This is a genomic window from Amylolactobacillus amylophilus DSM 20533 = JCM 1125, assembly GCF_001936335.1.
Classification (GTDB): Bacteria; Bacillota; Bacilli; order Lactobacillales; family Lactobacillaceae; genus Amylolactobacillus; species Amylolactobacillus amylophilus.
The window spans coordinates 901,576-916,279 of record NZ_CP018888.1; the positions used below are offsets into that span (position 1 = coordinate 901,576).

At 44.6% G+C, this 14,704-nt stretch carries 12 protein-coding genes; 9 read left to right on the plus strand and 3 right to left on the minus strand.

All coding sequences use genetic code 11. The features are described 5' to 3' along the window. Positions 1-37: 37 nt before the first annotated feature. Both glpO and LA20533_RS04785 read left to right on the plus strand, forming a co-directional pair. Positions 38-1,876: a type 1 glycerol-3-phosphate oxidase gene (gene glpO, locus LA20533_RS04780; RefSeq protein WP_054745797.1), complete on the plus strand. Its 1,839-nt coding sequence runs from the start codon at positions 38-40 to the stop codon at positions 1,874-1,876. A gap of 38 nt (positions 1,877-1,914) precedes the next feature. Then, positions 1,915-2,631: an MIP/aquaporin family protein gene (locus LA20533_RS04785; RefSeq protein WP_054745795.1), complete on the plus strand. Its 717-nt coding sequence runs from the start codon at positions 1,915-1,917 to the stop codon at positions 2,629-2,631. A 222-nt stretch (positions 2,632-2,853) separates the two neighbouring features. Here LA20533_RS04785 and LA20533_RS04790 read toward each other — a convergent pair whose 3' ends face one another. Beyond that, positions 2,854-3,117 (minus strand): GlsB/YeaQ/YmgE family stress response membrane protein, encoded by a 264-nt coding sequence (locus LA20533_RS04790; RefSeq protein ID WP_056947337.1) that lies wholly within the window; start codon positions 3,115-3,117, stop codon positions 2,854-2,856. Positions 3,118-3,396: 279 nt separating this feature from the next. On the opposite strand from LA20533_RS04790, the gene LA20533_RS04795 reads away from it, so the two are divergent. The 3 genes from LA20533_RS04795 (at position 3,397) to mazE (ending at position 6,332) form a co-directional block, all read left to right on the plus strand. Then, positions 3,397-5,070, plus strand: coding sequence for an oleate hydratase (locus LA20533_RS04795; protein WP_056947334.1), 1,674 nt, complete (start codon positions 3,397-3,399; stop codon positions 5,068-5,070). 123 nt (positions 5,071-5,193) lie between these two features. Further along, complete coding sequence (locus LA20533_RS04800; protein WP_054745793.1) at positions 5,194-6,060, plus strand: AraC family transcriptional regulator; 867 nt, start codon at positions 5,194-5,196, stop codon at positions 6,058-6,060. Between the two features lie 65 nt (positions 6,061-6,125). Next, the gene (mazE, locus tag LA20533_RS04805; RefSeq protein WP_054745791.1) at positions 6,126-6,332 is read left to right on the plus strand and encodes a type II toxin-antitoxin system PemI/MazE family antitoxin; all 207 of its coding nucleotides are present in this window, start codon (positions 6,126-6,128) and stop codon (positions 6,330-6,332) included. Here mazE and LA20533_RS04810 read toward each other — a convergent pair. Together LA20533_RS04810 and LA20533_RS04815 are read right to left on the minus strand one after the other, a co-directional pair. Continuing rightward, the gene (locus LA20533_RS04810) at positions 6,329-6,865 is read right to left on the minus strand and encodes a macro domain-containing protein (protein WP_054745789.1); all 537 of its coding nucleotides are present in this window, start codon (positions 6,863-6,865) and stop codon (positions 6,329-6,331) included. The genes mazE and LA20533_RS04810 overlap by 4 nt on opposite strands. A gap of 81 nt (positions 6,866-6,946) precedes the next feature. Then, entirely contained in the window at positions 6,947-9,709 is a 2,763-nt protein-coding gene (locus LA20533_RS04815; RefSeq protein WP_201779029.1) for a cation-translocating P-type ATPase, read from the minus strand. A 180-nt stretch (positions 9,710-9,889) separates the two neighbouring features. Here LA20533_RS04815 and LA20533_RS04820 point away from each other — a divergent pair, with 180 nt between their 5' ends. The 4 genes from LA20533_RS04820 (at position 9,890) to LA20533_RS04835 (ending at position 14,672) form a co-directional block, all read left to right on the plus strand. Next, positions 9,890-10,549, plus strand: coding sequence for a response regulator transcription factor (locus tag LA20533_RS04820; protein ID WP_054745788.1), 660 nt, complete (start codon positions 9,890-9,892; stop codon positions 10,547-10,549). Next, positions 10,530-11,537 (plus strand): sensor histidine kinase, encoded by a 1,008-nt coding sequence (locus LA20533_RS04825; RefSeq protein WP_054745786.1) that lies wholly within the window; start codon positions 10,530-10,532, stop codon positions 11,535-11,537. The genes LA20533_RS04820 and LA20533_RS04825 overlap by 20 nt, the downstream gene beginning before the upstream one ends. 70 nt (positions 11,538-11,607) lie before the next feature. After that, a complete protein-coding gene (locus tag LA20533_RS04830) occupies positions 11,608-12,270 on the plus strand; it encodes an ABC transporter ATP-binding protein (protein ID WP_056947328.1) in 663 nt (220 codons plus the stop codon). Positions 12,271-12,275: 5 nt separating this feature from the next. Continuing rightward, entirely contained in the window at positions 12,276-14,672 is a 2,397-nt protein-coding gene (locus LA20533_RS04835) for an ABC transporter permease (RefSeq protein ID WP_056947325.1), read from the plus strand. Positions 14,673-14,704: the final 32 nt, after the last annotated feature.

The following is a 14,704-nucleotide window of genomic DNA, read 5'->3' on the forward strand; positions in this document are numbered from 1 at the left end:
GAATTTGGATTGAAAGCTTTTAAACGGGGTAAAAATCATGAAATTTTCAAGCGAAACACGGACAGCAACAATCGAGAAATTGAAGAAGACAGAGCTAGATTTATTGATTATTGGTGGTGGAATTACTGGTGCTGGGGTAGCGATTCAGGCTGCCGCATCTGGCATGAATACCGGATTGGTAGAGATGCAAGACTTTGCCGAGGGCACAAGCTCACGCTCGACCAAATTGGTTCACGGTGGAATTCGTTATCTCAAGACGTTTGATGTAGGTGTCGTGAGCGACACCGTCAAGGAGCGGGCAGTTGTGCAGGGCGTTGCGCCCCACATCCCGAAGCCGTTCCCAATGCTCCTGCCCATCTATGATGAACCAGATTCAACCTTTGATATGTTCAGCGTTAAGGTAGCGATGGACTTGTATGATCAACTGGCTGGTGTCACGGGAACCCAATATGCTAACTACATCATTGATAAGAAGGAAGTCCTTCAACGTGAGCCGAACTTGAAGACTGAGCACCTAGAGGGTGCGGGCGTCTACCTGGACTACGTCAATAATGATGCCAGACTTGTAATTGAGAATATCAAAGAGGCTGCGGAGCTTGGTGGACTGATGGTGAGTCACGTTGAAGCGATTGGCGTGGAACATGCGGGCGGCAAGATTAGTGGCCTAAAGGTACGAGACAACCTGACGAATGAGGAGTTTGTAATTCGTGCAAAGTTCTTCATCAATACAACAGGACCTTGGGCTGAAGAGTTCCTCAAGTTAGACGACCGAGATGGTGCCGGCTTGAAGTTGCGTCCAACTAAGGGTGTGCACCTAGTGGTTGACGAGGCGAAGCTGAAGGTGCCACAACCGACATACTTCGATACGGGGATGCAAGACGGGCGGATGGTATTCGTTGTTCCGCGAGAAGGTAAGACCTACTTTGGTACGACAGATACAGACTTTAACGGCGACTTTAAGCATCCAAGAGTAGAACAGGAAGATGTTGATTACTTATTAGGCGTTTTGAATAACCGTTACCCAGATGCACATATTAGGCAAGAGGATATTGAGGCCAGCTGGGTTGGCTTGCGGCCGCTGATTGCGTCAAATAGTGGATCCGATTATAACGGTGGCGGGGCCAATGTTGGTAAGGTTTCTGATGCCAGTTTCCAGAATCTGGTGAATATTGTCCAAAAGTATGAGGCACAGGAAGCATCGAGAGATGACGTCGAACATGCAATTAGTAGGCTGAAGACTGCACGGGCAGAAAGAACTGTGACCGCATCGCAGGTATCGCGCGGTTCGGAGCTTAAGGTAGGCGATGACGGATTGATTACCCTTGCGGGAGGGAAAATAACGGATTACAGGAAGATGGCTGCTGGAGCACTCGCGTTATTGCGGCGGGAATTCAAAGTCCAGTTCAATGAAGATTTCAAGGAAATTGACTCAACGAAGCTCCAGGTATCCGGAGGGCATTTCGATCCAAATAATGTTGAGCAGACCCTTGATTTCTACACTAAAATTGGTATGGACAAAGGATTAAGTGAGCCTGCTGCCCGTGAATTAGCTAATCGTTACGGTTCAAATACTGGACGTGTAATTTCTTACATTAGTGAGCTGGAAGCTGCACCGGGGTTGAGCATGGCGGAGACCGCTAGTTTACACTATTCTGTGAATGAGGAGATGACATTGACACCGGTGGACTACTTACTCCGCAGGACGAATCACTTACTATTCCATGCTGATCAACTGGATGAAATTGTAGAGCCTATCGTAAATGAGATGGCCAGATTATTGGGGTGGTCTGATGCGGAAAAGGCCCAGAGACAAGCTCAAACGGCAGAGACGATTGCTGAATCAAGACTTGAGCATCTCAACAGATTTGGTGAGTAACGCATACATGTGTGATTGTTTTAAGAAGGAGAAGAACAATGGGAGATATTTTTGTACAGAGCATCGGCGAATTTATTGGGACACTGGTACTCGTTTTGCTCGGTGATGGTGTTGTGGCTGGCGTAAGCTTGAAGAAGTCGAAGAGTGAGGGTGCAGGTTGGATAGCAATTTCACTTGGCTGGGGATTTGCGGTGATTATGGGGGTGTACGTGTCTGGCTTTCTCGGACCCGCCCACTTGAATCCCGCTGTCACGATAGGGATGGCTGCCGCCGGTAAATTTGGCTGGAGTGGAGTAATACCATTCATTATTGCCCAAGTTGCTGGTGCATTCCTTGGCGCAGTGTTGGTCTGGATTCACTACTATCCACATTGGCAGGAGACTAAGGATCAGGCTGCCATTCTCGGTACCTTTGCAACAGGGCCAGCAATTCGTAACTACGCAGCAAACTTCGTTAGTGAGGTTATTGGGACGTTCATGTTGGTATTTGCATTGATGGCCTTTACCCGTGGCCGTTTTACCGATGGCTTGAACCCACTTGTCGTTGGTGCACTAATCACGTCAATTGGTCTGTCACTTGGAGGAACCACTGGTTATGCAATTAATCCGGCGCGTGACTTTGGCCCCAGGTTGGCTCATGCAGTGTTACCAATCGCTAATAAGGGTGGGTCTGACTGGTCATATAGTTGGGTTCCAATTGTTGGCGATGTAGTGGGCGGTCTGCTTGCTGCAGGTGCATTTTTGCTGTTACCTTAATTAAACTTAATTCCTAAATTAAGCAAGAAGTTGTATTCGTTAAGCTGGATATGGCTTCTTTCTTATTTAAAGACCTTTATTTAGGGACATACAAAAAACCCACCTCGATGAGGTGAGTTAAAGAGAAAAAGCGATATTCTACTATCTGTTCGAATGTAAATATCTAAAGGGGAATAATGTTAATGAGGAGTATGAATTTTTACGGGGGATGAAAATTTTCAACTACGCCTTTTCTTTTTTGCTGGTGCCACGGAAGATTAGCGAAACCACTAATACAACGATAATGGCACCAATAATCGAAGGGATGATTGCCATACCAGCTAATTGTGGACCCCATTCACCAAGGAGGGATTGCCCCACCCAGGCTCCGACGATACCGCCAATAATATTACCGATCCAGCTGAATGGCATACTGCGATTAGTGATTGCGCCAGCAATGGCACCAATAATCGCACCAACGATTAATACCCAGATCCAATGTAGCATAGGCATCAATCCTTTCAATTTTATTTGTAGAGAAGATCTCTTCTACACTTATAGTCTATATTAGTCTTATGTATTGGGCAAATGATAGCTCTTAAAACGTGGTTATTTAAAAAAACTCGCTACAGCAAGGTATGTAGCGCGTTTTTGCTGGCTAGTTGAGACAGAATTGTAAAATATTTGTAACGTTTTTAAAAATCGCGTTGTTATCTATTTACAGGATACTTAAAAAGGAATACTATTAACGTATAGATAAAGAATTTTTCTTTGGAGGTGCTTTAAATGTCACAAAAAGCTTACATGATTGGTACAGGAATCGGTAATTTAGCTGCAGCACTCTACCTTATTCGGGATGGTCACTGGCGGGGTGAGCAGATTACCCTTTTTGGCTTGGAGCAACATGGTGCAAATGATGGTGCGAAGGTCAGTGACTATGAGGATGAATACAGTAATCAGACTTTGAGTAATAACGCAGGCTACATGGCAAAGGGCGGTCGGATGCTCAACGAAGAGACATACGAGAATCTCTGGGATTTAATGAGTTATGTACCGTCCTTGGATCATCCTGGTCAAAGTGTGACTGAGGAAATTCTGGAATTTGACCATGCACATCCAACACATGACGTGGCCCGCTTGATGGATAGCAAGGGTATCAGAAATCGTGGCGACAAGAACGACTACTCGCATATGCAATTCAATAACCTGGATCGGTACTGGCTGACGCGGCTCATGATGTTGCCGGAGTCAAAGGAAGAGGAGTTGAACGACATCACCATAGCGGAGTGGTTCAAGAAGACCCCGCATATTTTCAAGACCAACTTCTGGTACATGTGGGAAACTACCTTTGCGTTCAAAAAAGAGAGTTCTGCGATGGAACTTAGACGGTACATGAATAGGATGATTCTTGAATTTAGCCGAATCAACACACTGGCGGGCGTGACGCGGACACCATTTAATCAGTACGAAAGCTTAATTCTCCCGATGCGTAGTCTACTTGAGGATAAGGGTGTTAAATTCGTAAACAATATGAAGATTGTTGATTGGGAATTTCAAGATACGTTGCTGCGAGACGAAATTATTGTAAAGGGCTTGAAGTACGAGAATGTGGAAACCGGTGAGACTGGCGTAATTCCGGTTGAGGATACAGATTTAGTCTTTGACACGAACGGTGCGATTACTGATAGTAGCTCGTTCGGCGATCTGGATACACCAATTGTTGAAAATATGGAATATGCCCCGAGTGCAGCATTATGGAAGAAGGCTACCGAACACTTCTTCGACCTCGGACATCCGGATAAGTTCTTCAACGACCGGGCAGCAAGTGAGTGGATGAGCTTCAATGTTACGACCAATAATCACTACTTATTGAATCAAATTACACGCATTACACAGCAACAGCCCGGAAATGCCCTGAATACATGGATTGAGAGTAATAATCTATTATCAATTGTGGTACACCATCAGCCTCATTTCCACGAGCAAAGGGAGAATGAAACGGTCTTCTGGGGTTATGCGATGTTCCCAAGAAAAGTTGGGGATTACGTAAAGAAACCATTCATCGAGATGAATGGTCGCGAGATTTTGGAAGAATTGTTGGGTCACTTGTCAGCTGTGGATACATCTGAGGACAATATTGCCAACCATTATGACGAAATTTGGGAATCGATTGTGAACGTTGTGCCAGTCTTCATGCCTTATGCAAGTGCGTTGTTCAACAAACGTGCGGTAGGAGATCGTCCACTTGTCGTACCAAAGCACTCGAAGAATTTGGCATTTATCAGCCAATTCGCTGAGATGCCATTTGATATGGTATTCACGGAACAGTATTCGTATAGATGCGCACAAACTGCTGTCTACCACTTCCTTGGTTTAGATAAGAGCAAACTCACGAAGATGCATCACTATGAAAAGGATCCAAAAGTGATGGCGAGAGCGACAAAGACGATGTTTAGATAGAAATGAAATTTATTCAGAGGAATAGCCTTAGGCTATTCTTTTTTTATCCGATATAATTAATTGAAGAATGTCGAGTTGAGAATTTCCGCACTTGCTATACTGATTTTCGAAAGGAGCGAGACGATGCTAAAGGAATTGAACACGGTGGTCAACTATATTGAGAGCCACTTGGGCGACACGCTGACTGTTAAACAGCTTGCTGCAGAAGCTAACATGTCAGAGTTTCAGTTGCACCAAGTTTTCTACTATTTGGCAGGCATGACCTTGACGGAATACATCAAACGCCGTCGGCTATCAGAGGCCAATTTGGCGTTGTTAGCTGGGCAAAAGGTGACTGATGTGGCCTATGATTTTGGCTACGATTCCGTGGATGGTTTCTCGCGTGCTTTCAAGCGATGGACAGGATTTTTACCTTCTGATGTGACCAAAAGCGGGCTCACCAAGGTTTTGCCAGTCCTAAACTTTTCGATACAAGTAAATGGAGGACAACCTATGACATATCAAATTAAAGAATTACCAGCTTTCAACCTTGTTGGTGCTGCCAAAAGTGTGCCAATGCAGTTTGAGGGTGTGAACGAAGAAATCGTGAAACTGGCGCAATCAATCACTCCAGAACAACGAGACCAGATGCATGAATTGCAGAATCTCGATCCAAAAGAAGTGGTGAATGCATCTTATAATGCGGACGCAAACTTCATGAAGGAAGAGGGAATGTTGATACACATGATCGGTGTTTTGACGACAAATGCTGTTAGTGATATCCCAGCAGGACTTGAAGTTTTGGAAGTGCCTGCAAGTACATGGGCAGTGTTCCCAAGTGACGGACCATTTCCAGAAACACTACAACAAACGTACGCACAAATTTATGCACAATGGTTGGGCTCCGTCGATTATGAGCTAGCACCATTACCAAACTTCTCGTTCACGAAGATGCACGAGGATGGCAAATCTGCATACAGCGAAGTATGGATGGCAGTTAATAAGAAATAAATTGGACTGAAAAATTGTGTTAACGGGAATCAAAGAACATACTGATTGTTAATAGGAGGTATGTGATGTTAATTGTAAAAGCCACTGTTAAAGATGATATGAGAATTATTTCATTACCATTTGAGTACGGAAGTAAGTTGAAGGATAATCAAGAATATGTTGTGGATTATAAGGACAATGGAACAATAATTCTTAGTCCTAGAATAGAGAATCCATTTCTTGTTAAAAGTGAAGGTTCACTTTCTGAGCCTGATTTTTGGGAACAAAACTAGTCAAGTTTCATTGCAAAATATTTTTCATAGACCACGTTTGTCTTTGAATCAAAGTTTACTAGATTGATAACTTGAACTGTACCGGGATTTTGACTGAATTCTGTTAGTGTTTCAAAAACAATCTTCACTGCCAAATCGAGCGGAAAATGGTAAACGCCTGTGCTGATTGCCGGAAATGAAATAGAAGTCAGCTTGTGTTCTTTAGCTAGGTTTAAACTGTTCAGGTAAGAAGCCGCCAATTCATGTTCCTCATCATTTGCACCATCATGCCATATAGGTCCTGCTGTATGGATGACGTATTTAGCTGGGAGTGCAAAACCGGCAGTAATAACTGCTTCACCAGTTTCGATGGGACCAAGCTTTCTCTGTGCAGATCCAAGATCAGGTCCGGCAGCTCGATTAATTGCACCATCGACTCCGCCGCCAGGAATCATTTCCTTGTTGGCTGCATTAACGATAGCGTCAGTTGTTTCCTTAGTGATGTCTGATTGCTTAATGTTGATTTCAAGTGAGTTTAGCAAAAGTGTTTTCATAAATTTTCTCCAAAATAATAGCTCTAACACCTTTATTGTACAGTGTTAGGGCTATTTTGCTATGCTTTTAAAGTCTATAAACTAATATAATTCTGGATGTGATCTTCTTGCAATAAGCTTGCGCAACTCCTCAATCAGGAACAATGGAATTGGGATGGCAAAGAGGAATGCCCAATCAACCCATTGAATAGCGGTTGTGTTGAATACGCCCTGCAGTACAGGTGTGTAGATGAGGACTGCTAATAACAAAATCTCGAAGATGATGCCGTACCAGACCAATCTATTTTTGAACAATCCGATTGAGAAAACCGAGGAGTTCTGCGTCCGACAGTTAAGCACGTTAGCAACCTGGCAGAAGACGATAGCCGCCAAAGTCATCGTGGTGGCCTCCATGTAAAGCGATCCGCTACCCGCGAGCGACACGCTAGGCCAACCATTTTCGTAGTTGGTGAAGAAGTATGCGCCGGTCGAGATCAGGGATGCAATTAGGCCATACCAGCCAAAAGCCTTCCAGATCACGCGCTTGTTTAGTAAATGTGCGTTCCTTGAACGAGGTGGCTGCTTCATAATTCCTGGTTCCGCCTTTTCAGAACCTAAGCCAAGTGCTGGTAAGAGATCGGTACCCAAATCGACGGTCAGGATTTGCATGACGGTTAAAGGCAACGGAATCAATCCGCGACTGAATAGGAACAGGATCGAAGGAAATGCCTCAGGAACATTCGAGCAGAGAATATAAATCAGGAACTTTTGGATGTTGCTGTAAACCGCACGACCTTCTTCGATAGCCGCAACGATTGAAGCAAAATTGTCATCGGTTAGAATTATGTCTGCAGCATCTTTTGCGACATCCGTGCCCATCTTACCCATGGCCACGCCGATGTCAGCTTTCTTCAGTGCGGGAGCATCATTTACGCCATCGCCGGTCGAGGCAACGACTTCGCCCATCTCTTGCAGTGTCGAGACGATTTTGTACTTCTGCTCTGGCGCAACTCTAGCAAAAACAACTTCGTCAGCTAGGGCAATCTTTAGCTCTTGCTTGCTCATTTTTTCGAGCGCGCTACCGGTGATAACGCGGGCATTCTCACCAACAATCCCGATTTGAACAGCGATTGATTTAGCCGTTAATGAGCTGTCGCCTGTCACCATGATAATCTTGATTTTGGCCTCGTGACATTCATTGACAGCTGCGAAAACCTCTGGACGTGGTGGGTCTGACATGACTGCTAAGCCGACGAATGTCAGATGCTTCTCAGCTTCGGTGAACTCGATTGCGTTCAGCTCATCTTCGTCAAGTTGACCCAAATCGCGATAAGCGATGACCATGGAACGTAAACCTGATGAGGCATATTCTTTGTTTGCTGCGTCAATTCGTTCGTGGTCAGCAACCGTGAGTGGGCGCAGCGTGTCACCATCCTGAATCTGGTCGCATAGGTTAATTGTGTCACTTAGTGAGCCCTTCAAACAGAGGCGATAGCTGTCTTTTTCAATTTGATGGATAGTCGACATTCTTTTTCGTTCTGAATCGAATGTGAACTCCTTAACTCGTGGTGTATCAAGCTTAGCTTGCTTGATATCAAAACCCGCCTTTTGGGCCAGGATGATCAATGCGGCTTCCGTTGGTGTTCCCATGATTTTGGGTTCACCATCAGCTTGTTCAACTTGCGTATCGTTATCGAGTGCGGCAACTTGAACGAGCATACCAAGATTTGGATAATCGGCGACGTTAATCGACTTACCGTTTAAGGTAATTTCTCCGTTGTTGACGTATCCTTGACCTGTCACGTCAAACTCGTTTTTGGGAAGCCAGAGATGGTTGATAGTCATCTGATTCTGCGTCAATGTTCCCGTTTTATCCGAACAGATAACAGTAGTTTCACCGAGGGTCTCGATGCTGCTGAGCTCCTTAACAAGCGCGTGCTTCTTAGCCATGCGTTTGACACCCTGCGCTAGGGAAAGTGTGACGGTTGGTAGAAGTCCTTCAGGAATGAAGGCGACAATCATCCCAAGTGCAAAAACGAAGGATTTAGCGAATGGATAATGGACGAAGAAAATCGCGGCAACGAGGAAAACCAGGCCAATCGAGAAGGCAATAATGGAAATCTGCTTGGTCAGACGGTTGAGCTCAAGCTGAAGTGGACTTGCCGTCTTTTTCTGTTCGTGCGTCAATGCGGCAATGTGACCAAACTCTGTGGCCATACCTGTTGTTAGCGTTACGGCTTTTGCAGTGCCACTAACGGCAGTTGTGCCGGCATAGATGATGTTACTCTCCGCAAAACGACCTTCGCCTTCCTCAAAACCAACCTTCTTCGATTCGGGGACCGATTCACCTGTGAGGGCGGATTCGTCGACCTGCAGTGAGGTGGCCTCGATTAGGCGGGCATCAACTGGAATTGCGTCGCCGGCCTGGAGGACAAAAATATCGCCAGGGACAACTTGAGATGACTCCAGATTAACTACTTCTCCGTCGCGATAGACCTTGGTGAACTGTGGCAGCATGCCTAGCAGCGAATCCGTTGCTTTTTTGGCGGCGTGTTCTTGGTAATAACTGAAGACCCCATTAATGATGGTGACTGCCCAAATTGCAATCCCAAGTTCGGGCGTACCGGTGAAAATTGCGATGAAACCTGAGATCCAAAGTAGGATTGCCATGAGACTCAGGAAGTTCTTGATGAAGGTTTTAAATTCGGATTCGCGTTGCGCCTTTTTGATGGTGTTTGGACCGAAATGCTCTAGACGGGTTTCCGCAGCCTCCTTAGTGAGACCATTCTCTGAAGTTCCGAGCTCTTTATAAACTTTTGTGAGCTCCTCTTGCGCATACATGCGCGTAGACTTCTCTTGCATAATTATTCCCCCAAAGATTAATAATCTTACAAGCGTATGATAGTCTTTTTGCCGCCCAAAAACACACCTTTTCGGGAAAATTTTACCTATAAAAGTAATGACACTATTTTTGATTTCGAAAGGCATCGGGTATACTGAGACTACATTTCGACATACACAGAACAAAGACGGGGAGGCTGACCGATGAAATTACTAATTGTCGAGGACGAGCAGGCGCTAGCGAACAGCATGGCCGAGTATTTTACGGGAAAATACCAAGTTAATATTGCTCAAAACTTGAGCATGGCTGAAGCACTTATCCAAAATGAAACACCTGACATTATCATTCTCGATCTTGGATTGCCCGATGGTGACGGCTTAGCGTGGCTTAAAAGCTGGCACGAACTTTTGTCTAGCAAGATATTGATTCTAACAGCCAACGACGAAGAAAATAGGATTATCACAGGATTAGGTCTGGCCGAAGATTACGTGCTAAAACCGGTCAGTTTACATGTGCTAGAGGCAAGAATGAACAAGCTAATCCCACAAGCACAATTAGTAATAGGAGCGCTAACTTTTGACTTCGGCAAGCAGATTTTGCTACGTGATGGCGTTCCCGTGTCATTGACAGTCCTAGAGTGGCGCCTTTTACGCTTCTTGGTCGAGAATCACAATCAGATTCTACAACGCGAACAGTTGATGCAAGTCATCTGGGACGTGCAGGGGAAATACGTCAGTGACAATACGTTGACGGTTACAATTAAGCGTCTGCGAGAGAAAATTGAGTTGCAACCAAATCAGCCAACCATGATTCGCACGATTAGGGGAATGGGGTACTTTTTCGATGAACAAAATAATGCATGATTCGCCCGAAATTCGTTTGGTGGTGAAGTTAGGCAGCGTATTAATCGTTATTCTCAGTGGTGTATTCGCTCTGGCTATCGTTTTATTGCCGGAGCAATTTTTACTGTTGTTAGCCGTATACCTAGTTGCTGTTTCTTTGGTTGTATTTACCTTATATAGGTGGTTAAAGCTGGTTAACGAGAAGCTAGCTGCGATTCATGAACTGCTTAAGGCGACAGGAACGGGTCAGAGTGAATACTCGCTGGTGCAAAATGACGAAGGATTGTTCTCGAAGATTCACAATGAACTGTATCGCTACCGCAGGCAGAGCGAGGTCCAGGCGGTTAATCTGAAGCAGGATCGTCAGCAATTGACCTACGCAATTACCAATATTGCGCACCAGTTACGTACGCCGATTGCGACGAGTGGTAATATGATTGATTTGCTGACACCTGAGAATCTGGCAGAGAGCAAAAAGGGGCTACAGCAGCAAAATGAACGTTTAGCCGGTCTGGTTGAGCAGATGGTGCTGCTTGCCAAAGTCGACACCCACACATTGAGTAATATCAAGGAGCCTGTTAACTTAAATCAGTTGCTCACGGAGAGTTTGAACTTTCTTTTGCCTGCGATTACTACCGCGGATTTGTCATTCGACTACGCTGTGCCGCAGGATATTGTGGTCGCCGTGAACCGTAAGCTGATGCAGGAAGCTCTAATAAATATTTTCAAAAACAACTTTGAACACGCACCAAAACATAGTCTGATTAAAGTGAAAGCTGTGCAGACACCACTTTCCGTAATTTTGACAATTGAAAACGCGGGAGAAGCAATCGCTGAAACTGACCTGCCGCATCTGTTTGATCGATTCTATCGTGGAAGTCAGAGTGCACCGAACAACATGGGGATTGGCCTCGCCATCGCCAAGGGAATAATTACTGCTACTGGTGGCAATGTTTCGGTGCAAAATATTGCGGCTGGCGTAAGCTACCGCGTTGATTTGTTTCGTTAGTTTGGTTGTTGTCACCTAGCTGTCACTTTCGCCAACTATACTGAATTTAAATAAAGATGGAGGAAGTCAGATGGCTATTTTGACAGCAAAAAATTTAACCAAGCAATATCCTGGTGAGGAACGACCTGCATTGAACCAGGCTAACTTATCGATTGAAGAAGGAGAATTTCTCGCAATCGTCGGCTCCAGTGGCTCGGGCAAGTCAACGTTGCTCCACCTCTTGGGTGGGGTTGACCGACCAACCAGTGGTTCAGTGCAGCTGTATGACACGGATATCTACGACCTGAATGAGACTCAACTCGCGATTTTTCGTCGCCGTCAGGTCGGCTTAATCTACCAATTCTATAACCTACTGCCTAATCTGACGGTACGTGAGAACATTACCTTGCCAGCGGAATTGGATGGCAAGAACGTTCCCGATGAGCAGTTAGCTGAATTATTTAACACGTTGGGGTTACGCGGGAAGGAGGATGCCCTTCCTGCAGCACTTTCCGGTGGACAACAGCAAAGAGTAGCAATCGGGCGGGCGTTGATTAATAAGCCAGCAATTGTACTGGCCGATGAGCCCACGGGTAACTTGGATCAGAGAAACTCCCAGGAAATCATGGAATTATTGCATTACGCCAACGTTAAAGAGGGACAGACTGTGGTTTTAATCACACACGATCCACTCATTGCACAACAGGCCAGTCGAATCATCACGATTGAAGACGGCTTGCTGAATGAGGGGTAAGCGCGATGAAAACAACTTGGAAATTAAGTCTACGCCTGCTAAAAACGGATATTAAACGTACTATCATGACGATTATCGCAATGGCAATTGCCGCAACACTTGCGGTTGCTGTGCTTGTTGGATTGCGCAGCGGTCAAAGAACGATGTTCGATATTCAGACCAAAGATTCCGGCGGTTACGTCATGCAATTTAATAATGTTCCTGTAAGTGGACAGAAAGAAATACTGAATAATTCAGCATTCAAATTGACGGCTATCTCACAAACAAAGGGTACATTTGAGGTCGATGACAGTAACTATTATGTAAATATTGATTTCAAAACGATGCCTAGAAAGTCCTTGTATGATCTAGCCAAACCGATTTTGACGAGTGGGAGATTACCAAACGCTAAAAATGAAGTCTTGGTCCCGGACGGCTATGACGATATCGTGGATGGTAAAGTCACCTTCACGATTGCGGGAAAGAAACAGACCTTTAATGTAGTTGGTCGAATGATGAATTTCACGGGCAGCCTGGTTAATACGGGCTCGATACTGGGCTATTCAGATGATTTTAGCGGACCAATTAACATCGCTGTGATTCCGAAAAGATACACCAATTTCTATGCAGAAATGGATAAGATTGCGGCAAAAGCAAAGGTAAAGAAAAAGGATTTACAGTTTTTGAATTCTGCCCTTCAAACCATGGGTCAATCGCGTGGTATCGGTGCCGCTGCAGTTACAACGACGGTTGTGCTAGTAATTCTGGCGATTATTGGAGTTGTCGCCTTGATTCTAATCTACACGAGTATCAACCTTTCGGTGATGGCGCAGAGAAAACGCTATGGGTTATTGCGCTCCATCGGGACTACACCTAGGCAGATTCGTCAAATTGTGTATCAGCAAGCTTTGATTCTAGTTGTGCCATCAATGGTGCTTGGCTATGGCTTTGGTGTCGTTGGGATGAGCGGTGTGATTAAGCTAATCAACCAAATTCTGGCAAAAGGGGATGCAGGTTTGGTGATTAAGACGGTCATCGATTGGCCACCTCTGCTTGTTGCACTTTTCTTCATGGTCTTGATGGCTATAATTGCGTCATTTAGGCCAGCACGACGTGCGGCAAAGGTCACACCGATTAATGCGATTAAGCAGCTAGATCCTAGTCCTAAGCTCACGAAACGTCATCTGAAAAACACGTGGTTAATCAGACATGTTAAACAGCCCACGGCTAGATTGGCAATGAGAAATTACCGCCGCTCGGCGCAGAAACGCACGATGATGGCTACATTGATTTTTACATTAATGCTATTTGTTGGTTTAACAGCTTTTGTTAGCTCATTTATTCAAGAAATAAACTACAGGGAATCAGCCGATATCGTTTTCTGGGATAGGGATAAAAAAACCGATGAAGCTGAACTGCAAAGCGTATTTAGAGAGGCTGATAAGCTAAAAAATTATCAATCTGGTTCATTTATGCATGCAATAGCTGAATATCCCAAAACCTATACCAAAAGTGGGGAAGCTGTTGATGAAAAGAGGGATGGCGATATTTATGTTTTGGGAATCAATCAACAGGATTTCCAAAACGATTTTAATGGTAAGCCAACCTTGATTTCGATTCAGATGACCTACGATCTGGGTGGAGGTCGGTCAGAAGTGATTTCAGATTTCCCGGTGCAGGATAATTTTGTACTTAAGCTAGCTGACTGGTCACAGAATGGAGCAAATAAGACTAAGTACAGTTATACACTCACGAGCCGGGTCGTTGTCGATACTTATAATGTCGCAACCAAAATGATTTCTAATTTCAATCTGGATAATACGCTGGTCGTAAGTCAACAGCAATTTAAGGAAATAGCTGCAAAAGTGGGAAAGGGCTCCGATGATGTTGGGATTGCTGCTGCAGCAAAATTAGCAAATTCTAAAAATCATCAACGTGTGAATGATGCTTTAAGGGCACAATTTCCTAACGCTTACACCACGGATAATATCGCTGAACAGAATAAGCAAAGAAGTTTGATGCTGGGAGTAAGAATTCTGATATATGGCTTCATTGCATTACTCTCACTTGTGAGTCTGGCAACGATTGTCAGTCATATTTTCTCCACATTGCTCACTTCAAAACGCAGTCTTGCAATGTTCCAATCTGTTGGAATGACAGCGAAGCAGGTTACAGGGATGCTGGGAATTCAAAACGCAATTTTGTTGATTACCGGTGGAGTTATTGGAACGGGATTAGGCGTGGGAGTTTCCTACGGACTATTTAAGATGATGAACGATTACTATCTAAATCATTACCTATTCCCAACCACACAAATTATCGTTGTGGGTCTAATGCTGTTAGTTGTTTGGGCAGTTTTCCAAATCTTTATTTATCGGACTGTGAAAGCACAGGATATTAACGAATTGATTAGAGCAGAATAGTATAAAAAAAGACAGCCGTGAGGCTGCCTTTT